Source organism: Bacteroides sp. AM54-2NS (assembly GCF_003602935.1).
Lineage (GTDB): Bacteria > Bacteroidota > Bacteroidia > Bacteroidales > Bacteroidaceae > Bacteroides > Bacteroides xylanisolvens.
Genome location: NZ_QTMZ01000002.1, coordinates 250,333 through 272,275 on the forward strand (window position 1 = coordinate 250,333; position 21,943 = coordinate 272,275).

At 42.0% G+C, this 21,943-nt stretch carries 16 protein-coding genes and 3 pseudogenes; 13 read left to right on the forward strand and 6 right to left on the reverse strand.

All coding sequences use genetic code 11. The annotated features are described in order from the left end of the window. The first annotated feature begins 68 nt into the window (after window positions 1-68). The 9 genes and pseudogenes from DXA05_RS02165 (at window position 69) to DXA05_RS02210 (ending at window position 8,992) form a co-directional block, all read left to right on the forward strand. Window positions 69-248 (forward strand): hypothetical protein, encoded by a 180-nt coding sequence (locus DXA05_RS02165; protein ID WP_004306317.1) that lies wholly within the window; start codon window positions 69-71, stop codon window positions 246-248. A gap of 46 nt (window positions 249-294) precedes the next feature. Then, window positions 295-1,629, forward strand: coding sequence for a DEAD/DEAH box helicase (locus tag DXA05_RS02170; protein ID WP_128858704.1), 1,335 nt, complete (start codon window positions 295-297; stop codon window positions 1,627-1,629). Between the two features lie 431 nt (window positions 1,630-2,060). Next, window positions 2,061-3,128 (forward strand): 3-phosphoserine/phosphohydroxythreonine transaminase, encoded by a 1,068-nt coding sequence (serC, locus tag DXA05_RS02180; protein WP_128858705.1) that lies wholly within the window; start codon window positions 2,061-2,063, stop codon window positions 3,126-3,128. 107 nt (window positions 3,129-3,235) lie between these two features. Beyond that, window positions 3,236-4,156: an NAD(P)-dependent oxidoreductase gene (locus DXA05_RS02185; RefSeq protein WP_008022136.1), complete on the forward strand. Its 921-nt coding sequence runs from the start codon at window positions 3,236-3,238 to the stop codon at window positions 4,154-4,156. Window positions 4,157-4,244: 88 nt separating this feature from the next. Further along, window positions 4,245-5,491: pseudogene (locus DXA05_RS02190) on the forward strand (DUF1015 domain-containing protein). A gap of 262 nt (window positions 5,492-5,753) precedes the next feature. Beyond that, window positions 5,754-6,370, forward strand: a pseudogene (locus tag DXA05_RS02195) (YigZ family protein). 21 nt (window positions 6,371-6,391) lie between these two features. Next, entirely contained in the window at window positions 6,392-7,225 is an 834-nt protein-coding gene (locus DXA05_RS02200; protein WP_284515371.1) for a C39 family peptidase, read from the forward strand. Window positions 7,226-7,275: 50 nt separating this feature from the next. Continuing rightward, window positions 7,276-8,361, forward strand: a complete 1,086-nt coding sequence (locus DXA05_RS02205; RefSeq protein ID WP_055236211.1) for an HpaII family restriction endonuclease — start codon at window positions 7,276-7,278, stop codon at window positions 8,359-8,361. Between the two features lie 61 nt (window positions 8,362-8,422). Beyond that, the gene (locus tag DXA05_RS02210; protein ID WP_128858706.1) at window positions 8,423-8,992 is read left to right on the forward strand and encodes a nitroreductase; all 570 of its coding nucleotides are present in this window, start codon (window positions 8,423-8,425) and stop codon (window positions 8,990-8,992) included. Between the two features lie 213 nt (window positions 8,993-9,205). Here DXA05_RS02210 and gcvP read toward each other — a convergent pair whose 3' ends face one another. The 6 genes and pseudogenes from gcvP to DXA05_RS02240 form a co-directional block, all read right to left on the reverse strand. Beyond that, window positions 9,206-12,055 carry an aminomethyl-transferring glycine dehydrogenase gene (gene gcvP, locus DXA05_RS02215; protein ID WP_128858707.1) on the reverse strand — a complete coding sequence of 950 codons (2,850 nt, stop codon included), beginning with the start codon at window positions 12,053-12,055 and terminating at the stop codon, window positions 9,206-9,208. A 161-nt stretch (window positions 12,056-12,216) separates the two neighbouring features. Next, window positions 12,217-12,855: an MBL fold metallo-hydrolase gene (locus tag DXA05_RS02220; protein WP_004311627.1), complete on the reverse strand. Its 639-nt coding sequence runs from the start codon at window positions 12,853-12,855 to the stop codon at window positions 12,217-12,219. Between the two features lie 43 nt (window positions 12,856-12,898). After that, window positions 12,899-13,519, reverse strand: a complete 621-nt coding sequence (rsmG, locus tag DXA05_RS02225) for a 16S rRNA (guanine(527)-N(7))-methyltransferase RsmG (RefSeq protein WP_074706557.1) — start codon at window positions 13,517-13,519, stop codon at window positions 12,899-12,901. Between the two features lie 113 nt (window positions 13,520-13,632). Beyond that, window positions 13,633-14,484, reverse strand: a complete 852-nt coding sequence (locus DXA05_RS02230) for a DUF3298 and DUF4163 domain-containing protein (protein ID WP_074706555.1) — start codon at window positions 14,482-14,484, stop codon at window positions 13,633-13,635. Window positions 14,485-14,627: 143 nt separating this feature from the next. After that, on the reverse strand, window positions 14,628-14,861 hold the full coding sequence (locus DXA05_RS02235) for a YecH family metal-binding protein (protein ID WP_074706552.1): 234 nt from the start codon (window positions 14,859-14,861) through the stop codon (window positions 14,628-14,630). Window positions 14,862-14,933: 72 nt separating this feature from the next. Beyond that, a pseudogene (locus DXA05_RS02240) lies at window positions 14,934-16,018 on the reverse strand (metallophosphoesterase). Window positions 16,019-16,214: 196 nt separating this feature from the next. Here DXA05_RS02240 and DXA05_RS02245 point away from each other — a divergent pair. The 4 genes from DXA05_RS02245 (at window position 16,215) to DXA05_RS02260 (ending at window position 21,662) form a co-directional block, all read left to right on the forward strand. After that, the gene (locus DXA05_RS02245) at window positions 16,215-16,613 is read left to right on the forward strand and encodes a hypothetical protein (RefSeq protein ID WP_009041149.1); all 399 of its coding nucleotides are present in this window, start codon (window positions 16,215-16,217) and stop codon (window positions 16,611-16,613) included. 124 nt (window positions 16,614-16,737) lie between these two features. Then, entirely contained in the window at window positions 16,738-18,960 is a 2,223-nt protein-coding gene (locus DXA05_RS02250; protein ID WP_032849486.1) for a TonB-dependent receptor, read from the forward strand. Between the two features lie 69 nt (window positions 18,961-19,029). Then, complete coding sequence (locus DXA05_RS02255) at window positions 19,030-19,353, forward strand: heavy-metal-associated domain-containing protein (protein ID WP_009041147.1); 324 nt, start codon at window positions 19,030-19,032, stop codon at window positions 19,351-19,353. Between the two features lie 98 nt (window positions 19,354-19,451). Next, complete coding sequence (locus DXA05_RS02260) at window positions 19,452-21,662, forward strand: heavy metal translocating P-type ATPase (RefSeq protein WP_055236213.1); 2,211 nt, start codon at window positions 19,452-19,454, stop codon at window positions 21,660-21,662. The last annotated feature ends 281 nt before the right edge of the window (window positions 21,663-21,943 follow it).

Consider the following 21,943-nt stretch of genomic DNA (forward strand, 5'->3'; position numbering starts at 1 on the left):
GTATCCGTACTTATCTATTATATTCGTATATTTGGCTACACAATAGAATTATTAAAGTACAATAGGTTATGGAATATCATCGTATATCTTTTATTCACAATGATACAGAGTATTCATTTGTCAAAGCTATGAGTTCAAGTTTAACGGGATATGCCTTGGTTACAGCTTGTAGGGCAGAAGTAACCATTTACATGAAAGAGAATAATCTGAAAGGTTATTATATATTGACCGGCATGGCTAAAGTTTGATTGCATTTTTATCTCCGTACTCTTTCCTTTTTGTATCTTTGCCCCCATGTTAGAGAAAAATGAAATTATACAGTCGGCTCTCCGCAATTTGAAGATTGAGGAACTGAATCCGATGCAGGAAGCATCACTTGAACAAGCTACCGGAAGAAAAGACGTTATACTGTTGTCACCGACAGGATCGGGCAAGACGCTGGCCTATCTGTTACCTTTACTCCTTACTCTAAAACCGAACGATGACAGCGTGCAGGTTTTGATTCTCGTTCCTTCGCGTGAGCTGGCCTTACAGATAGATTCTGTATTCAAAGCAATGGGGACTTCCTGGAAAACCTGCTGTTGTTACGGTGGACATCCTATCACCGAAGAAAAGAAAAGTATATTGGGCAATCATCCTGCTATCATCATTGGTACTCCGGGACGTATCACCGACCATCTGTCTAAAGGAAATTTCAATCCCGAAACCATTGAAACTTTAATTATCGACGAGTTCGACAAATCGTTGGAGTTTGGTTTCCACGATGAAATGGCAGAGATTATCACCCAGCTTCCGGGATTAAAAAAACGTATGTTGCTTTCAGCTACCGATGCCGAAGAGATTCCCGAATTTACAGGATTGAACCGCACAGTTAAGTTGAACTTCCTTTCGGACGATTCTGAAGAACAAGAGTCGCGCTTGAAATTGATGAAGGTGCTTTCGCCTTCCAAAGATAAGATTGATACTTTATATAACCTGCTTTGTACATTGGGGAGCAGTTCGAGCATCGTGTTTTGTAATCATCGGGATGCGGTGGACCGTGTACATCAGTTATTGGCGGATAAAAAACTACTCGCAGAACGTTTTCATGGCGGTATGGAACAGCCGGACCGTGAACGTGCGCTTTACAAGTTCCGTAATGGCAGTTGTCATGTATTGATTTCTACCGATCTGGCAGCCCGTGGACTGGATATTCCGGAAGTCGGACATATCATCCATTATCATTTGCCGGTCAATGAAGAAGCCTTTACGCACCGCAACGGACGTACAGCACGTTGGGATGCGACCGGAACGTCTTATCTGATTCTTCATGCCGAAGAGAAACTTCCTTCTTATATCCCGGAAGAAATGGAAACAGTGGCGTTGCCTGAAAACCCTCCCCGGCCTCCGAAATCGCTCTGGGCTACTATATATATAGGTAAAGGAAAGAAGGAGAAACTTAGTCGGATCGATATTGCCGGATTCTTATATAAAAAAGGAAATCTGACTCGCGAAGATGTCGGAGCGATTGATGTCAAAGAACATTATGCTTTCGTTGCCGTTCGCCGGGCTAAGGTGAAGCAACTCCTGAATCTGATTCAAGGAGAGAAAATAAAAGGAATGAAGACTATTATTGAGGAAGCGAAGTAAAACTCTTTTTTTGTAATATAGAACTCTTAAAGTCCTCTTTTATTATTTACAATCGTCCCTATGTTCACTAGTCATTGAGCATAGGGATGATTACATTATTTCCAAAGATGTTTTACTTTTCACTTCATTTTCCTGTTAATCTAAGCTGAATTCACTGTTGTAGTTTATAAATATTCATTTTTATTGCATTAATCTTTTGTTTTATCATCAATATCCCCGGTTCTATTTCAATCTCGACTTTTATCCCATACTTGACATCTATAGATAACAATATGGTGTATATATCCTGTATAAACCAATAAAAAGAAAGGAAAATCTGCTTTAAAACAGTATTTTTATAAGGAAAGATTTGTGCGATGGGAATAAATTCGTAAATTCGCAAGGTCAAAAGACAAAAGTAACGAAATTGTTAAACCAAAAACAAACTTCAAATGAAAAAGCATAATTTCAATGCAGGACCTTCCATTCTTCCGCGTGAGGTGATAGAGGATACAGCGAAGGCTATTTTAGATTTCAACGGCTCTGGTCTCTCTTTGATGGAAATCAGCCACCGTGCCAAAGACTTCCAACCTGTGGTTGACGAAGCAGAGGCATTATTCAAGGAATTACTCAATATCCCCGAAGGCTATTCGGTACTGTTCCTGGGTGGAGGTGCTAGTATGGAGTTCTGCATGGTTCCTTATAACTTCCTGGAAAAAAAAGCTGCTTACCTGAACACTGGTGTGTGGGCTAAGAAAGCAATGAAAGAAGCTAAAGGGTTTGGTGAAGTTGTAGAAGTTGCTTCCTCTGCTGAAGCTACATATACTTATATCCCAAAAGATTACACAATCCCGACAGACGCAGATTATTTCCACATCACTACTAACAACACGATTTACGGTACAGAATTGAAGAAAGACCTCGATTCTCCGGTTCCGATGGTTGCCGATATGTCTTCTGATATTTTCTCACGTCCGATTGACGTTTCTAAATATATCTGTATTTATGGTGGTGCACAAAAGAATCTGGCTCCTGCAGGTGTTACATTCGTTATTGTTAAGAATGATGCTGTAGGTAAGGTTTCTCGTTACATTCCGTCAATGCTGAATTATCAGACACACATTGATAATGGTTCTATGTTCAATACTCCTCCGGTAGTGCCCATCTATGCTGCATTGCTGAACCTTCGTTGGATCAAAGCACAAGGTGGTGTGAAAGAAATGGAACGTCGTGCCATTGAAAAAGCGGATATGTTGTATGCTGAAATCGACCGCAACAAAATGTTCGTGGGTACTGCTGCCAAAGAAGACCGTTCACGCATGAACATCTGTTTCGTGATGGCTTCCGAATACAAAGACCTTGAAGCTGACTTCTTGAAGTTTGCCACTGAAAGAGGTATGGTAGGTATCAAAGGACATCGTTCTGTGGGTGGTTTCCGTGCATCTTGCTACAATGCTTTACCGAAAGAAAGCGTACAAGCTTTGATTGACTGCATGCAGGAATTTGAAAAACTTCATTAATATATTATTTTCACCACAGATTACACGAATTAGCACAGATTCCTAAATTCTATAATCTGTGAAAATCTGCGTAATCTGTGGTGAGTCTTTATAAATAGAATTAAATTATGAAAGTACTTGTAGCTACAGAAAAACCGTTTGCTAAAGTTGCAGTAGACGGCATCCGTAAAGAAATAGAAGCAGCTGGATTCGAGCTTGCTTTACTTGAGAAATATACAGATAAGGCTCAATTGCTGGATGCAGTGAAAGATGCTAATGCTATCATTATCCGTAGTGATATTATTGATGCAGAGGTGCTTGATGCTGCCAAAGAATTGAAAATCGTAGTACGTGCCGGTGCGGGATATGACAACGTTGACCTGGCTGCTGCCACTGCTCACAACGTATGTGTGATGAACACTCCGGGACAAAACTCTAATGCTGTTGCCGAACTTGCTTTGGGTATGATGGTATATGCTGTCCGTAACTTCTATAACGGAACTTCCGGTACAGAATTGATGGGCAAGAAACTGGGTATTCATGCTTATGGAAACGTAGGTCGTAATGTAGCCCGTGTTGCCAAAGGTTTCGGAATGGAAGTGTATGCTTACGACGCATTCTGCCCGAAAGAAGTAATCGAAAAAGATGGTGTGAAAGCACTTGATTCGGCAGAAGAACTGTATAAGACTTGTCAGGTGGTATCTCTTCATATTCCGGCAACTGCCGAAACGAAAAATTCTATCAATTATGCTTTGTTGAAAGATATGCCGAAAGGTGCTATGTTGGTAAACACTGCCCGTAAGGAAGTTATCAACGAAGCAGAACTGATTAAATTGATGGAAGAGCGTGCAGACTTCAAATATATCACAGATATTATGCCTGTTGCTAACGCAGAATTTGCAGAGAAATTTGCCGGACGTTATTTCTCAACTCCAAAGAAGATGGGTGCTCAAACTGCTGAAGCAAATATCAATGCCGGTATTGCTGCCGCTCAACAAATTGTAGGCTTCCTGAAAGATGGTTGCGAGAAATTTAGAGTAAACAAATAAGATTCTTTTAGAAATAAGTAGTATATTTGAGCCACAGATTTTCAATAAGTCTGTGGCTTTAATTTTTTACATATAAAATACTAATATCATGGCAATAATTAAACCTTTCAAGGGCATTCGTCCTCCGCAAGACCTCGTAGAACAGGTCGCTTCACGTCCTTATGATGTATTGAATTCAGAAGAAGCCCGCGCAGAAGCGGAAGGTAACGAAAAGTCTCTTTATCATATTATTAAACCGGAAATAGATTTCCCTGTCGGTACGGACGAACACGATGAACAAGTGTATGCTAAAGCTGCCGAGAATTTCCAACTGTTCCAGGACAAAGGTTGGTTGGTGCAGGATAATAAGGAAAATTATTATATCTATGCCCAAACGATGAACGGGAAAACGCAATACGGATTGGTAGTTGGTGCATACGTTCCCGATTATATGAATGGGATTATCAAAAAACATGAGCTTACCCGTCGTGACAAGGAAGAAGACCGTATGAAGCATGTCCGTGTGAACAACGCTAACATTGAGCCTGTTTTCTTTGCTTATCCGGATAATGAGAAGTTGGATGTTATTATCAAGAAGTATACGGCAAACAAGCCTGTTTATGACTTCATCGCTCCGGGGGATGGTTTTGGACATACTTTCTGGATTGTCGATCAAGATGAGGATATTGCTACCATTACTGCTGAATTTGCTAAGATGCCGGCTCTTTATATTGCCGACGGACATCACCGTTCTGCCGCTGCTGCACTAGTGGGAGCAGAGAAAGCAAAGCAAAATCCGAATCATCGGGGTGATGAAGAATATAATTACTTCATGGCTGTTTGCTTCCCTGCAAACCAGCTAACCATCATCGACTATAATCGTGTAGTGAAAGATCTCAATGGTTTGACTCCCGAGCAATTCCTGGCTGCACTTGATAAAAACTTTATAGTAGAAGAGAAGGGGGCGGATATCTATAAACCATCCGGCTTACATAACTTCTCACTCTATCTGGGTGGTAAATGGTACAGTCTGACAGCCAAAACAGGTACATACAATGATAACGACCCTATTGGCGTGCTTGATGTTACCATTTCTTCCAACCTGATTTTGGATGAAATTTTGGGCATAAAGGATTTGCGTTCGGACAAGCGTATTGATTTTGTGGGCGGCATCCGTGGATTGGGAGAACTCAAGAAACGTGTGGATAGCGGTGAAATGAAAGTGGCTCTGGCTCTTTATCCCGTATCTATGAAACAATTGATGGATATTGCAGATACAGGTAATATCATGCCACCGAAGACAACTTGGTTTGAACCTAAACTTCGTTCGGGTTGGTAATTCATAAATTGGATTAGGAAATTCTATCGGATGATGCAAAAAAGACGTTGCTGATGTAAGCTATATCAATAAATGTAACACCCGATTAAGATAAAAAAAATAGTGACGGTATCCTTGTGGTATACCGTCACTATTTTTATTGGATAGCGTCACTATCTTGTAGATGAAAATCTGCCAACAAAGATTTTTATATTCCCAGCTACATCTCATCGATAAGTGGAACATTAATATTTCCAAACGATAGATTGACTTTTCTTATTAAAGCCGTATCTTTGCAGCATGACTGCTGAAGATACTTATAAAACCATCATTGAACCTTCCGAGGTATTTATACGGAAAAACGAAGCAAGTTCATTGCTATAGCCCTTCCTGTGCGTACTCTCGATGAGATAAAAATACATCTTGAAACGTATCAGAAAAAGTATTATGACGCACGACACGTATGTTATGCCTATATGTTGGGAGCTGCACGAAAGGATTTCCGTGCCAATGACAATGGAGAACCTTCCGGAACAGCGGGAAAACCCATTCTCGGACAGATAAATTCAAATGAACTGACGGATATCCTGATTGTAGTAGTCCGTTATTTTGGAGGAATCAAGTTAGGGACAAGCGGATTGATCGTGGCTTACAAGGCTGCCGCTGCTGAAGCTATTGCTGCCGCTACAATTATAGAAAAAACGGTAGATGAAGACGTGACGGTAATGTTTGAATATCCTTTCATGAATGACGTGATGCGCATTGTGAAAGAGGAGGAACCAGAAATTCTCAATCAGTCGTATGACATGGATTGTAGTATGACGTTACGCATTCGTCGTTCGATGATGCCTAAATTGCGTGCTCGTTTGGAAAAGGTGGAGACAGCTCGGATTCTTGATGATGAGAATGTATTGTAAGTAAGATATTTAAAATATTGCATGAGAAATAAATATCATATAATTTTCAATTTGTTTTTAAGCTTCTTTGCTTTGATAAGCGTTCAGACGCAAGTACAAGCACAGGAGACTCAAAAGCTCGCTCCTAATAATATCCCTGTTCCGTGGTATTCGCAGAAAATCACGGGATGTCCTTACTCGCATTGTTCTCTGGCTTCTTCGTTAATGGTCTTTGACTACTTTAAAGGTATGACGACCGATACACAACGTACAGCCCAGGATGCAGAAAAGAAACTGATAGAATATCAACGCAACTACTTTCTGAAAAAACGTGCCCCTTTCCGTCGTCGTACATCGATAGGGCAGGGAGGATATTATTCTTTTGAAATTGATTCTTTGACACGTTATTATGAAAATATGATAAGTGCCGAACATTTTCAGCAGAAAGATTACCGGGTATTGAAAGATTATATTGATCGTGGTATACCTGTGCTTGTGAATGTGAGATATACAGGAGCAGTTCGTGGTTTGCGTCCCGGTCCGAGAGGGCACTGGATGGTACTTCGTGGCATTGACGATAAACATGTGTGGGTAAATGACCCCGGACGTTCGCCAGAGATGCGGAGTAAAGGAGAAAATATCTGCTATCCAATAAAGAAACAGCCGGGCAATCCTTCCTATTTTGATGGTTGCTGGACGGGACGATTTATCATAGTCACTCCTAAAGAATGGATTCGAAACTCCCTGTTTGCACAAGTAGGCAAGCTTCCTCCTTTGGAGGAAGTAACTCATATAGTACCTCCTGTTGCGTTGCCTGTAACCTTACCGCAGGTATTAATCAGTAAGCAATTCATTGTGAAGATAGAAATTTCTTAGTCAAATTAGGATAAAAAGAACATTAGTAAAATAAAGAAGAACAAAGATATATGGCATTCGAAGCAACCAAAAAAGAATGGTGCGAACTCTATTCTTTCTTTCGTCTCCTGGCAGACGGAAAAGTAGTGCTAGGCACAGCAGACGCAAAGGCGGGAGAAACATCTTGGCCTATTGCAATGATTCAACGGGAAGAACATGATGGAACACGTCAATATTATATTGAGGAAGATGCGATTCGTATAGAAGCAGAGAGCGGAACTAAATTCATGCCTCGCGAAGACTTTGGTATTGTAGCTGATTTGATATTGCGGGCTGTGAAATCTTCTTCGGAAGATGACGTAACCTCTCCGGAAGGAGTAGAAGAGTTTTTAGATGAAGCTGCCATTTTCGATTTGGAAGCAAAAACAGAAGATCGTACTGATTTCTCCATTGCATTTTGGCATCCGGAAGCTCCGTTGAGAGGTTTTAATGTTCGTTCACGGTTGGGTGTAATGAATCCGTTACTGGACGGAGGACGTGCTGCAAATCTAAAACTGGAACAGAGTGGAGTCAAATTTGCCACTCCCACAGTGAATAAAATCAATGCTTTGCCTGAATCTCCCAATGAGGTTGCCGAGCGAATGATGATGATCGAACGATTGGGCGGTGTACTTAAATATTCTGATGTAGCCGACCGGGTATTCCGTAGCAATCTTCTAATGATTGACCTGCATTTTCCACGTGTCTTGACAGAAATGGTTCGTATTATGCATTTGGATGGTATCTCTCGTATTAGCGAGCTGACGGAAGTTATCAAACAAATGAATCCGTTAAAGATTAAAGATGAACTGATAAACAAGCACAAGTTTTATGAGTTTAAGATGAAGCAGTTCTTGATGGCATTAGCTTTAGGTATGCGTCCCGCAAAGATTTATAATGGATTGGATTCGGCTGTGGAAGGTATTCTGTTGGTGGGCGGAAGTGGAGAGGTGCTCTGTTATCATAAATCAGAAAAGCAAGTAATGGAAGACTTTTTGTTTCAAAATACCCGTTTGGAAAAAGGATCTTTGGAGAAGGATAAATACGGATTTTTGGAGAGAGAGAATGGAGTCTATTATTTCAAACTGAATGCAAAGATTGGGCTAGTTAAAAGGTAAATGATAAATTAGAATTCTGTGGTGAAATTTTGATTCGATATATATAAAAAACTTGTTATCCATGAAAACGAATGAAGTTTTAGAGAACATTAAAGCACGTCGTAGTGTACGGGCTTATACTAGTCAGCAAGTTTCAGAAGAAGATTTGCAGGCTATTCTGGAAACTGCAACTTATGCACCCAGTGGAATGCATTTGGAAACATGGCACTTTACTGCTATTCAAAATGTAGATAAATTGACAGAACTGAATGAGCGCATTAAAGGAGCTTTTGCAAAAAGCGATGATTCCCGTTTGCAAGAGCGTGGGCATAGCAAGACCTATTGTTGTTATTATCATGCTCCGACTTTGGTGATTGTATCCAATGAACCTACACAATGGTGGGCTGGTATGGATTGTGCTTGTGCAATAGAAAATATGTTTCTGGCTGCCCATTCTTTAGGAATCGGCTCTTGCTGGATCAACCAGTTGGGCACAACGTGTGATGATCCTGAAGTTCGTGAATATATTACCTCTTTAGGTGTTCCTGCCAATCATAAAGTCTATGGTTGCGTAGCTTTGGGGTATGCTGATTCGAAGATTCCGATGAAAGAGAAAAAGGTGAAGGCTGATACGGTAACGATTGTCAAGTAGAAAAAATATTCAGAATTGTAGTTGGATTTACATTCCATATCACAAAATATGAGCCTTGGGGATAATTGATGCATCTCTAGGGCTTTTGTTTATTCAGTCTTGGGCTGATAAAAATAATCCCGGGGCTCACATTCATTGAGCCCCGGGATTATTTCTTATTGAGATGCTTCTAAAAATCTTTTCTAATGAATTGATTTCTATAATAAATCACCTTTATTCAAAAGTGCCATAACGAGTTGGTAGTAACTTACGGTCTCCCAATGTGTTATCTACACGAGCTACATTGACCCAGAATTTGTTATCACGTACACTTTCTATCGGATAAGCCGCTTTTTCGCGTGTGTACGAATGTTCCCAACGATCACTAACAATCTCGTATTCCGGATGCGGAGCATTAATCAACACATTATCATCCTTATCAGCTTCGCCGTTCTTCATTTCCTGAATCTCCTTCCAGATATTCAGCATGACATCTACGAAATTGTCCAGTTCTGCCAAACTCTCGCTTTCTGTCGGTTCAATCATCAATGTACCGTGAACAGGGAAGGAGAGGGTAGGAGCATGATAACCATAGTCCATCAAACGTTTGGCAATATCATTTTCCGAGATGCCTGCTTCTTCATGTACTTTCCGACACTCCAGAATCATTTCGTGTCCTACGAAACCATTGGCTCCCCGATAGACAACTCCATACGTATCTTTCAGGCAAGCAGCCAGATAATTAGCATTCAGGATGGCGATCTTAGTTGCCTGCGTCAATCCCTCTGCACCCATCATGCGGATATATCCATACGTGATAGGCAAAATACCTGCACTACCGAATGGAGCAGCTGATACTTGATTCTGCGAATTGCCGAAGATTCCATGTCCGGGAAGGAAAGGAACCAGATGTTCGGCCACACAGATAGGACCTACTCCCGGACCTCCGCCACCATGAGGGGAAGCGAATGTTTTATGAAGATTCAAGTGGCAGACATCTGCACCGATGAATCCCGGATTGGTCAATCCCACTTGGGCATTCATATTGGCTCCATCCATATATACTTGTGCGCCACAGGCATGAATGATGTCGCAAATTTCCTTTATTTCTGTTTCGAAGATACCATGTGTAGAAGGATAAGTAATCATCAGCGCTACCAATTCATCCTTATTTTCTTCAGCCTTGGCACGCAGGTCATCCATTTCTACATTTCCTTGTTCGTCGCATGCACAGGTGACAGTCACAAATCCGGCCTGTATAGCTGACGCAGGATTTGTTCCGTGAGCCGAAGCCGGAATCAGGACTTTGTTCCGATGTCCCTGACCGATACTTTCGAGATAAGCACGGATTACACGAAGTCCTGCATATTCTCCCGCAGCACCTGAATTGGGTTGTAGGCTCACCCCTGCAAATCCGGTGATAACTTTCAGATCTTCACTTAAATTCTTAATTAATTCCCGATATCCTTCTGCCTGATCTTCCGGAACCAGCGGGTGCATACCCATAAATTCGGGACGACTTAAAGGCAACATTTCCGCAGCTGCATTCAGCTTCATGGTGCATGAACCGAGAGAAATCATCGATTGTGCAAGCGAAATATCTTTGCGATCCAAACGTTTGATATAACGCATCATCTCTGTTTCCGTGTGATATTTGCTGAATACTTCGTGCGTCAGGAAAGGAGTTGTCCGTTTCAAAGCCTTGTCGATACTGCTTTTTTCCGGAATATCGTCTACTTTCTGATAATCTTTTCCGGCAGCGATGGCAAAGATAGAGAGCAATACATTGGCGGCTGCCACATCTGTTGTTTCATCAATACAGAAACCGACATCACCATTTTCATAATAACGCAGATTTACTTCTTTACTAAGCGCTATGGTACGGATTTGCTGTGCCGAAACGTGTTCGGGCAACTCAAAACGTAAGGTGTCAAAATATTGAGCGTTGACTTGTGTGTATCCACATTTCTTCAGTTGCTTTTCAAGAAATACAGTGATACTGTGGATGCGCGACGCAATTGTGGTGATACCCTCCTGGCCGTGATAAACAGCGTAAAAGCCTGCCATGGTAGCTAATAATGCCTGTGCGGTACAGATATTTGAAGTTGCTTTTTCCCGTTTGATATGCTGTTCACGTGTCTGCAAAGCCATCCGGTAGCAAAGTTTGCCATATTTATCTTTAGACCATCCGATGATTCGTCCCGGCATATTCCGTTTGTATTCGTCTCTGGTAGCAAAGAAAGCAGCCGACGGACCACCATAGAACATTGGAGTACCCAAACGTTGTGTAGTTCCGAATACAATATCTGCTCCCCATTCTCCCGGAGGAGTCAGCAGGGCAAGACTCAAAATATCGGCGGCGACAGCTACCTTGCAATCTGCGGCATGAGCTTTTTCTGTAAATTCGGAATAATCCTCTGCGTTTCCATTCGAGTTTGGATATTGTAGAACGCAGGCAAACACTTCCGGTGAAGGTTCAAAATCCTTATATTTACCTACACGCAGTTCGATGCCTTGCGGCACGGCGCGTGTAGTCATAACAGCCAATGTTTGTGGGAAAATATTCTCGTCTACAAAAACTACGTTCGCATTGGCTTTCTGTTGCGCACGGGAACGTATGGCATACATCATGCTCACGGCTTCGGCAGCGGCAGTTGCTTCGTCCAGAAGTGAACAGTTGGCAAGTGGCATGGCAGTAAGGTCGCATACGGCTGTCTGAAAATTCATCAACGCTTCCAGGCGTCCTTGCGACACTTCTGTCTGATAAGGAGTGTAAGAAGTGTACCATACCGGGTTTTCGAATACATTCCGCTGGATAACAGCCGGGGTAATCGTGTTGTACCATCCCAAACCGATATACGTAGTATATAGTTTATTTTTATTTGCCAGTTCGGCGATATGTTTTCCAAATTCGTATTCCGTCAGCGGACTAGTCAATGCCAGCGGCTCTTTCAGCCGTATATTGGCGGGAATTGTTTTATCAATCAGTTCGTCCAGTGAGTTCACGCCAATTTTGCGGAGCATCAGGGCTGTGTCTTGTTCATTGATGCCGATGTGACGGCTAGCTAACAAATCGGTTTTCATGTCTTAATGATTTATGATTTATGATTTATGAATTATGAGTTCTGATTTATGCTTTCTTATGTTTTCCCGATTTATAAACCTCAATCAGCCGCAACACCTACTTCATCCGCACGGCAAATCATAAATCATAAATCAGAATTCATAACTCATTAAATCTTCTCTTATCTAAAAAATGGGTTTTCAGCTTTTTCCATTCCGATCGTCGTAGGAGCACCGTGTCCGGGGTAAACGACAGTTTCGTTGGGAAGAACAAACAGACGGCTGCAAATGTGCTCTATCAGTTCATCGAAGTTGCCTCCTGTGAGATCGGCACGACCGATGCTGCCCTGAAATAGGACGTCGCCGGAGAACATGCAGTTATCTTCCTTGCAATAGTACACCAAGCTACCGGGTGAATGTCCGGGCACGTGTATCGCTTCCAGTTTGGTATGTCCGAAAGTGATAATATCTCCGTCATGCAGGTATTTGCCCAGTGGTACAGGCTCTTCCTGCAACTGAAAACCAAACATTCTGCTTTGTTTCGGTGCTTCGTCAATCCAGTACTCATCCGCTTTGTTTGCTTCTGCCGATAATCCGAATTCTTTCAGCATGAACGGATTTCCGAAGATATGATCCAGGTGCAAATGAGTATTCAGCAAATGTTTTACATTCAGCTCATTGGTAAGAATGAACTTTTTCAGAGCCTGCTTTTCCTCTTCATAAAAACAGCCGGGATCGATTACGACTGCTTCTTTAGTGTCATCCCATAATACGTAGCAGTTTACGGGAAACATATTAAATTCAAATCTCTTTATTTTCATGGTTTCTTTATGATTTATCATCTATCAGAACATATAGTCTTATTTAAATCGGAACATATACCACTTTTTTGGTTTGAAAGAACTCTTCCTCGAAACTATCGCTCAAGTTATAAATGACCGTTTTATGCTTGAACGGCATCGTTTCATGCTCCAGTTCGCCACCTTTGAGACAGATCAGTCCGTTGGGTAATGCATTTTGTTGTTTTGAGGAGATATTCTTTTTGATAATCTTGATCAAATCCGCCAAAGGCATTACGGCACGGCTGACAACAAAGTCGAACGTTCGTTTCTCCTCTTCTGCGCGGGCATGACGGAATGTTACATTTTTCAGTCCGACAGCGTTTGCCACTTCGGTTGCTACCCGTACTTTTTTGCCGATACTGTCCACGAGGTGAAATGTTACTTCGGGAAATAAGATGGCTAAAGGAATACCGGGGAAACCTCCTCCTGTACCCAGGTCCATAATGCTGGTTCCGGGGCGAAATTGGATTGTTTTGGCAATGCCTAACGAATGGAGCACGTGATGCTCATATAAATTCTCGATGTCCTTGCGGGAGATTACGTTGATTTTAGAATTCCAGTCAATGTAGAGGTCGTATAGAGCTGCAAACTGTTTGCGCTGCTCTTCCGTCAGATCAGGAAAATATTTCAGTATGATTTCCACTGTTTGAGTTTTGAGTTATAAGTTTTGAATGATAGATGTGGATGAATATCCTATTCTGTCACACGGGAGTGATAACAATAGGATATTCATTGGTGTTCAGCTTTTTATGAATTTTAATTTTTCAGTTCTCCCAGAATTGGGTTACTGCCTAGTAAATGCTCCATCATAGAAAATGGGATTGTTACCTTTACAGGTCCCATAGAATAAGGAGTGATATCGTATACATTATAATAGAAGGTGATTCCTTCTTTGCTTAGATAGAAATTTTCTGTCGGAGCGATGTCCCCGGTGGAAGCATATCCCATGTCTTCCAATGCTTCGTGAGTGTTCACTTTGTTGTCCGCCATGAGCTGGTTCCAGATCAGGTCGGTCAATGCGTCTTTGTAGTCTCCGACAAAAATATCATCAAGACGGAGCGGGCGCATCAGGGTGAGGTCCATGTTCAGGAAAGTAGCCATGTAAATGCCATGTGCACCTCCGGTATATTCGTTGTAGTCGATACGATATACAAGCAGGTCTTTATCATACAGTTGTACGTGGCTCTCTATACCTTTATAATAAGAATACCAAGCTCCGATGGAAGATTCGTCTTCCTTGTCTTTCTCGTCCTCGGCATACATCGGTTCGAGGTCGCGGCGGTATTCGCTGATATAGTTCTCGGTATATTGCTTTACAACTTCTTCCGGCTTTTCGTCGATGTATTTATCACCGAAGCAGGCCGAAATGAAATAAGAATTCAAACTATCTTTCAGCATATCATCCGATGATTTTACCGGATAGGCAAAATTAATAATAATATTGCAGGCCGGTTTGGCTGTATCACTGAAGAGGTGTGCTGTCTCATTCACTTGAATGCTATCAAACTGTAACGCACCTGTGTTTTTGTTCATCTTGTCATGACAAGAAAACAAAAAGCCGCTTACCGAAAGTATAATTGCAAGCAGACTGACATATTGTTTTTTCATACCCGTTTTTTCTGTAAATTCAACATTTGTTTTATCATTCACTATTGACAAATATAGATGAAATTCGTGAATCGGGCTAATAAAAACAGAAAAAAATGCAGCTATTTATCCCCAAAATGGGATTGGCGGATATTATCCGCCAATCAATGCTTGCAAACTTTAGTGATATCTACTGTGAATCCATCTTCAACAGGCATAAATTTCCCTTTCATTTTCAGAAATTCGATAAGGGTATCTACATCCATGTTTTCTGCCGAGCAAGCATAAAAACGTTGCTGTGAGCCAAACTTCTTAATGATTGCTTCCCGCAATGATGATTCCGAGTAGCTATTTCCTTCCATCATGTGGAGGACTTCATGAGCATGTAATTGTTCCATAATCTTTTTTCTGCAAAGATAGGGCAGAGATTGCTTGGAAACTGTAACATATGTGACAAAACTGCATAATATTCATTGAAAATTGAAAATAACCATTTCACTATGCGTTCCTATTCTGAAGGGTGGTCCCCAAAGAGACAATCCGGAAGATACATACACGTGACTGTTTCCCCATTGGCGATAACCGTGGCTTTGCTCGAAGATATAATCGGTCACCCAATTAATAGGCCATATTTGTCCGTGGTGTGTATGCCCACTGAATTGCAGGTCGATGCCGGCAGCTTCCGTTTTTTCCAAATCAAAAGGTTGATGATCCAATAAAATGATAGGTTTGCTTTTATCGATATTCACCATTAACTCTTGCAGGGAATGACGCTTGCGGTTATGACGGTCATCACGTCCTATCAGTTGTATGCCGTTGGGAAGTGTAACTACTGAATCGCGCAATAATTGTATTTGAGTGCTTTTAATATATCGGATACTTTCATCGATACCGCTAATGTATTCGTGATTGCCGAGAACCATATAGATACCCATAGGAGCTTTCAAGTTAGCTAATTCTTCCGCCATATTCTCTGTATAAAGAGGTACGACGCTATTATCAATCAAGTCACCACTAATCAGTATCAGGTCGGGATGCTGCGCATTTATCATTTCCACATATTTTTTTAATGCGGCTTTCCCTGTGCCATTTCCCAAGTGAACATCGCTGATTGCGACGATTTTAATTGCTTGGGGAGTATCTTCATATCGTTTATTGGTTAAAATGCTGACTACATTGGTTTCCGGGTGATGATAGTTATATACCCACATCCCAGCAATCCCAACGTGAACACTAAAGACAGATAGAACCTATATTTGTAGACAACTTTGAATAATTTCAAGATATCAAACAAAAGCAAGAATAATGCCATGTATAGAGTAAATATCAACCAACTTGTTCCAATGGTGTACATTGAATGGGAGATAAAGACAGGCATCTCAAGGTTACGAGTTAGCATCGTGCCGAAAAAGGATAAAGCACATATCCAGAATAAAACGGTCAGGAATATTTTTACTCCGAGAGATTTAACTTTCAGAGCTTGCTTTGCTCTGATAAATATGTAGGCATTACCTGCCAGATAAAGAGTGATAATGATGAGTAAATATGTAAGCATAGCGTTTACTTAAAAATCAGAGAATTTATTGGGGCAAAGATAGGTTTTATTGTTGAGTAAAAAGAGTTAATAGTGCTGATATGACTCTAAAATAGCCAAATAAAGGAAAGAGAATGTGTCTGTATCGGATTGATTGAATCTTAATTACGAAAAATTATAGGAAAATCTGTTTTTATTCTTATCTTTGTCCTCTGAAATGAAAAAACTAGCCTACATAACAGCACTTATCCTTTCTCTCCTGATTATCTATTCAGGAGGCGGAGTCTCTATTGTGCGTTATTGCTGTGCCCGTTGTGAGACAGTGCAGAGTTGCTGTGATTCAGGCTGTCCGAAGTGTAAAAAGTCTCATACTTGCGATTCAAAGAAAAACTGCAAAGAAAAAGGTTGTACGGTTACGATTTATAAGCTCGACCTGATGAAACACTCTACGGAACTGACCGTATCAGTTTTGGCAGTCGATCTTTTATGTGAGCATTTCTGCTATCTGCTGACTCCGACCTATGCGGATAAACCGGTAGAATTTGATAGTCTGACCTCTCCGCCACCTCTCTGCTCGAGGCAGAAGCTGGCGTTATATTCCACCTACATTATTTAGCCACTATTTCTTTCTTATTTAATCCTTTGCTTTCAATAGAACATGAAAGTAAAGCAGCACTGAATGCAACTAAGTTGCATGAGAAATGAATTAATTTTGTATCTCGAAAGTAACTTTAGAAAGAATGAAATATATGATAATAGGACTGTTCCTGTTATTTGCCGGCAATATATATGCGCAAGTACGGGGAACAGTGAAAGATAGTACCGGGGAGGCTATTCCGGGTGCCAATGTGTTCTGGATGAATACAGGACAAGGAGTGACAACCAAAGAGGATGGTAGTTTTTCTATCACTAAACCTTCCAAAAGCCACATGCTGATTGTCAGTTTTATCGGTTTTCAGAACGACACGATTCATGTGAGCAGTAAAAATCAACAACTGGATATTGTGCTTCGTGATGGAGTGGAACTGAATGAAGTAAATATTGTCACTCGTAAACTGGGAACGATGAAATTGCGCAGTAGCGTGATGAACGAAGACATGATAAGCAGTGCCGAATTGAGTAGAGCCGCTTGTTGTAATCTGGGTGAAAGTTTTGTGACGAACCCTTCAGTAGATGTGAGTTATTCCGATGCGGCAACAGGAGCCAAACAAATTAAATTGTTGGGGCTGTCCGGCACTTATGTGCAGATGTTGACGGAAAACATTCCGAATTATCGGGGAGCCGCCGCTCCTTATGGATTGGGATATGTCCCCGGTCCGTGGATGCAGAGCATACAGGTCTCCAAAGGAACATCTTCGGTGAAGAATGGTTATGAAGCCATCACAGGACAGATAAACGTAGAATTTAAGAAACCACAGTTGCCGGAAGCCGATTGGGTTTCTGCCAATCTTTTTGCAAGCACTACCAACAGGTATGAAGCCAATGCGGACGCTACATTGAAACTTTCCAAACGGTGGAGCACTTCTCTGCTGGCACATTACGAAAATGAGACCAAGGCGCATGATGGCAACGATGACGGATTTGTGGATATTCCGCAGGTAGAACAATATAATGTGTGGAATCGGTGGGCATATATGGGCGACCATTATGTTTTCCAGGCAGGTATCAAAGCCCTTTCTGAAACACGTACCAGCGGACAGGCCAATCACGGAGGGACAATGCACTCCGGTGATCTGTATAAAGTAGGGATTGATACGGAACGCTATGAATTCTTCACCAAGAACGCCTATATCTTTAATAAGGAGAAGAATACGAACCTGGCTTTGATTCTTTCCACCACTTTACACAATCAGGATGCTACGTATGGACGCAAACTGTATAATGTGGATCAAACCAACGTCTATGCTTCGCTGATGTTTGAAACGGAATTTAATCCGCAAAATAGTTTCTCCGCTGGATTGAGCTTCAATTATGACGCTTATGACCAACATTACCGTTTGGAAAATACAACGGACAATCCTCTCAAAGCCTTTGAAAAGGAAGCTGTTCCCGGTGCTTACGTGCAATATACGTTGAACCTGAATGATAAATGGATGGTAATGGCCGGTCTGCGTGGTGATTACAGTAACGAACATGGTTTCTTCGTGACTCCGCGTGCGCATCTTAAGTACAATCCGAATGATTATGTGAATTTCCGTCTTTCTGCCGGAAAAGGGTATCGTACCAATCATGTGTTGGCGGAAAACAACTACCTGCTTTCCAGCAGTCGTAAGGTGGAAATAGCAAAGAACCTGGATATGGAAGAAGCGTGGAATTACGGTGCCAGCGTCTCTACTTATATCCCTATATTCGGCAAAACGCTGAATGTGAATGCAGAATACTATTATACGGATTTCCTGAAACAAGTGATCGTAGATATGGATAGCAACCCCCATGAAGTAGCTTTCTACAATTTGGATGGACGCTCTTATTCGCATGTGTTCCAAGTGGAAGCAAGTTATCCTTTCTTCAAAGGATTCACCCTGACAGGTGCTTACCGGCTCACAGATGCAAAAACGACCTACAAAGGTGAACGAATGGAGAAACCGCTGACTAGCAAATATAAAGGACTACTCACGGCTTCTTACCAAACTCCGCTGGGAATATGGCAGTTTGACGCCACACTGCAACTGAATGGCGGCGGCAGGATGCCTACTCCTTATGAACTGGGAGACGGACAGTTGTCCTGGGAACGTCGTTATGGCAGTTTTGAACAGTTGAGTTTACAGGTGACCCGTTACTTCCGCCGCTGGTCTATCTACGTAGGAGGCGAGAACCTGACAAACTTCAAACAAAAGAATCCGATTATCGATGCGGCAAATCCCTGGGGGAACAACTTTGATTCTACCATGATTTGGGGACCGGTGCACGGAGCAAAAGGATATATCGGAATACGTTTTAACTTAGCTAGAAATAGTGAGTAAAAGCAGGAAATAGCGAATGAAAGAAACGATCGCATAATAAAGAATATTAATTTTAAACTGATAAGAAAAATGAGAACAAAAAGATGGATGGCCACTTGCGTGGTGGCTCTTTTGAGTGTAACAGCTGTATTGGCAAAAGATATTCGTGTTGTTGTATTTAAAGTGTCGCAGATGCACTGTGAGAAATGCGAAAAGAAAGTAAAGGACAATATGCGTTTTGAGAAAGGGTTGAAGGATATTTCGACCGAAGTAAAAACGAAAATGGTAACCATTACGTATGACGCTGAAAAAACGAATGTAAAGAAGTTGCAGGCAGGGTTTAATAAGTTCAGTTATGAAGCCGAATTTGTAAAAGAAACAAAGAAAGACAATCAGAAGGCTGATAAGAAGTAATTGAACAAATACCTGTATTAGCTTGTTTCTATAAACAAACAAGGGTTCTTCCCCAACTTCTTTTTCGAGAGGAGGGGAAGGCCGTAAACAATAATTATATGGGTAACACAACAAAAAAGGCATTTCCTGTGCTTAATATGCATTGTGCAGGATGTGCCAATAATGTAGAAAGAACAGTAAAAAAATTGCCGGGAGTCATTGAGGCTTCCGTTAATTTTGCTACCAATACATTGACCGTTTCTTATGAGAAAGAGCAGCTGACTCCCGGAGAGATTCGTGCGGCTGTGCTTGCGGCAGGTTATGATCTGATTGTGGAAGAAGCCCACAAAGAAGAACGCCGGGAAGAGGAACAGCATAAGCGTTACACTCGTTTGAAATGGAAGGTAATTGGAGCGTGGATTTTGGTAGTACCATTGTTGGTATATTCCATGATACTGATGCATGTGCCATACTCTAATGAGATTCAAATGGTACTTGCTATCCCTGTTATGGTCTTTTTCGGAGGTGGTTTCTTCACCGGAGCCTGGAAACAGGCTAAATTAGGACGGAGCAATATGGATACTTTGGTTGCTCTTAGTACTTCCATTGCTTTTCTGTTCAGTCTGTTCAACACTTTCTTCCCCGAATTCTGGTATGACCGCGGATTGGAACCGCATGTCTATTATGAGGCTTCTGCGGTGATTATCGCTTTCGTCCTTACCGGAAAGTTGATGGAGGAACGTGCCAAAGGAAATACCTCGACAGCTATCCGTAAGTTGATGGGAATGCAGCCTAAAGCGGCTCGTGTTCTGCGCAATGGAGTGGAGGAGGAGATCCTGATTGAAAAACTTCAGGTAGGTGATTTGGTGGTTGTACGCCCGGGAGAGCAAATACCTGTGGACGGTCAGCTTTCCGAAGGCGACTCGTATGTCGATGAAAGTATGATTAGCGGTGAACCGGTTCCGGTAGAAAAGAAGAAAGGTGATAAAGTATTGGCGGGAACGATCAACCAGCGTGGCTCATTTATCATTCGTGCCGCACAGGTAGGCAGTGAAACCGTGCTTGCCCGTATTATCGCTATGGTGCAGGAAGCACAGGGCAGCAAAGCTCCCGTGCAACGCATTGTCGATCGTATTACGGGGATTTTTGTACCTGTCGTATTGGGCATTGCCATTCTGACATTTGTATTGTGGGTTACCATTGGTGGTAGTGAATATATTTCTTATGGTATTTTGTCGGCTGTTTCTGTTCTTGTCATTGCTTGTCCATGTGCTTTGGGGCTTGCTACACCTACTGCGTTGATGGTGGGTATAGGTAAAGCTGCCAGCCAGCATATTCTGATTAAAGATGCAGTGGCTTTGGAACAAATGCGCAAAGTAGATGTCGTTGTTCTGGATAAAACGGGAACACTGACTGAAGGACATCCTACAGCTACCGGATGGTTATGGGCGCAGTCGCAGGAACCACATTTCAAAGATGTACTTTTAGCTGCGGAAATGAAATCGGAGCATCCGCTTGCCGGCGCTATTGTCTCTGCGCTTCAGGACGAAGAAAAAATAAAACCTGCCGCGTTGGATAGCTTTGAAAGCATTACGGGAAAAGGAATCAAAGCCTCGTATGAGGGACATACTTACTGGGTAGGCAGTCATAAACTCCTGAAAGATTTCAGTGCGACAGTAAGCGATGTGATGGCTGAAATGCTGGTTCACTATGAATCGGACGGTAACGGCATCATTTACTTTGGACGTGAAAACGAGTTGCTGGCTATCATTGCTGTTTCCGACCCGATAAAGGCTACTTCTGCCGAAGCAGTGAAGGAACTGAAACGTCAAGGGATTGACATCTGTATGCTGACGGGGGACGGACAACGGACTGCACTAGCCGTTTCTTCCCGTTTAGGAATCGAACGTTTTGTTGCCGACGCTCTACCGGACGATAAGGCCGAATTTGTACGTGAGCTTCAAATGCAGGGAAAGAAGGTTGCGATGGTGGGCGATGGTATCAATGATTCGCAGGCACTGGCATTGGCTGACGTCAGCATTGCTATGGGAAAAGGAACTGATATTGCTATGGACGTGGCTATGGTGACTTTGATGACATCGGACTTGTTGCTGCTTCCTAAAGCCTTCCAGTTGTCAAAGCAGACAGTCAAACTGATTCATCAGAACCTTTTCTGGGCGTTTATTTACAACCTGATCGGTATTCCTATTGCTGCCGGTATCTTGTTCCCGCTGAATGGTTTGTTATTGAATCCGATGCTGGCAAGTGCCGCAATGGCGTTCTCCAGCGTGAGCGTAGTGCTCAATTCGTTGAGCTTGGGACGAAAATGAGAAATGAACTATAAAAAGACAGGAACCTGTAAGCTGTAAACGATGAATGGTAAGCTGTCATTTATGAACAGCGAACTGTAAATAATAGACGGTGAATACTTTGCGGATAATACGGTAACCATACTATTTTCCGCCACGCCAATTTTATCGGCTGTCTTTCAGCCGATAAAATAAAAATGCCCGTAAGAAAATATTTTTGTTTTAACATTCCGGTTTATAGAAACATGGCAGAAGAGCCTTCTTGTCGCAGTCCTTACCATGAAGAATACATTCAAACAAGT

Bases quoted from the DNA above. Each gene is read 5' to 3' on its own strand.
- DXA05_RS02165 (WP_004306317.1), top strand. From the start codon at position 69: ATGGAATATCATCGTATATCTTTTATTCACAATGATACAGAGTATTCA.
- DXA05_RS02170 (WP_128858704.1), top strand. From the start codon at position 295: ATGTTAGAGAAAAATGAAATTATACAGTCGGCTCTCCGCAATTTGAAG.
- serC (WP_128858705.1), top strand. From the start codon at position 2,061: ATGAAAAAGCATAATTTCAATGCAGGACCTTCCATTCTTCCGCGTGAG.
- DXA05_RS02185 (WP_008022136.1), top strand. From the start codon at position 3,236: ATGAAAGTACTTGTAGCTACAGAAAAACCGTTTGCTAAAGTTGCAGTA.
- DXA05_RS02200 (WP_284515371.1), top strand. From the start codon at position 6,392: ATGAGAAATAAATATCATATAATTTTCAATTTGTTTTTAAGCTTCTTT.
- DXA05_RS02205 (WP_055236211.1), top strand. From the start codon at position 7,276: ATGGCATTCGAAGCAACCAAAAAAGAATGGTGCGAACTCTATTCTTTC.
- DXA05_RS02210 (WP_128858706.1), top strand. From the start codon at position 8,423: ATGAAAACGAATGAAGTTTTAGAGAACATTAAAGCACGTCGTAGTGTA.
- gcvP (WP_128858707.1), bottom strand. From the start codon at position 12,055: ATGAAAACCGATTTGTTAGCTAGCCGTCACATCGGCATCAATGAACAA.
- DXA05_RS02220 (WP_004311627.1), bottom strand. From the start codon at position 12,855: ATGAAAATAAAGAGATTTGAATTTAATATGTTTCCCGTAAACTGCTAC.
- DXA05_RS02230 (WP_074706555.1), bottom strand. From the start codon at position 14,484: ATGAAAAAACAATATGTCAGTCTGCTTGCAATTATACTTTCGGTAAGC.
- DXA05_RS02235 (WP_074706552.1), bottom strand. From the start codon at position 14,861: ATGGAACAATTACATGCTCATGAAGTCCTCCACATGATGGAAGGAAAT.
- DXA05_RS02245 (WP_009041149.1), top strand. From the start codon at position 16,215: ATGAAAAAACTAGCCTACATAACAGCACTTATCCTTTCTCTCCTGATT.
- DXA05_RS02250 (WP_032849486.1), top strand. From the start codon at position 16,738: ATGAAATATATGATAATAGGACTGTTCCTGTTATTTGCCGGCAATATA.
- DXA05_RS02255 (WP_009041147.1), top strand. From the start codon at position 19,030: ATGAGAACAAAAAGATGGATGGCCACTTGCGTGGTGGCTCTTTTGAGT.
- DXA05_RS02260 (WP_055236213.1), top strand. From the start codon at position 19,452: ATGGGTAACACAACAAAAAAGGCATTTCCTGTGCTTAATATGCATTGT.